We start from the raw sequence: 333 nt of genomic DNA, 5'->3' as shown, positions 1-333 counted from the left end.
CGGTTCCAGCTCGGCACCCCGTGCCCGGACCGCGACTACTGCGTGCAGTACGACGAAACCGACCTGCACTTCATCCAGCGCCTGTGCGAAGAGGAAGGCCTGCATTACCACTTCCAGCACAGCCCGCAAGGCCACCTGCTGGTGTTCGGCGACGACCAGACGGTGTTCCCCAAGCTCGGCCAGCCCACCGCCTATATCCAGGGCAGCGGCATGGTTGCCGACGAGCCGGTGATCAAGGGTTTCAACCTGCGCTTGGAAACCCGCACCAGCCGCACCACCCGCCGCGACTACGACTTCGAGAAGCCGCGCCTGCAACTGGAAGCGGCCTATAAA

General features: G+C 64.3%; 1 protein-coding gene. It reads left to right on the top strand.

All coding sequences use genetic code 11. From position 1 onward, the window contains the following. Positions 1-333, top strand: a 333-nt coding sequence (locus ACTJKT_RS31250) for a contractile injection system protein, VgrG/Pvc8 family (RefSeq protein ID WP_440790418.1), incomplete at both ends; no start/stop codon positions are given.

Origin of the sequence: Pseudomonas sp. 22526, from assembly GCF_052044735.1 — a bacterium.
Taxonomy (GTDB): Bacteria; Pseudomonadota; Gammaproteobacteria; order Pseudomonadales; family Pseudomonadaceae; genus Aquipseudomonas; species Aquipseudomonas piscium.
The sequence above is the reverse complement of the archived record's forward strand: the minus strand, read 5'-3'. Positions and strand labels throughout refer to the sequence as shown.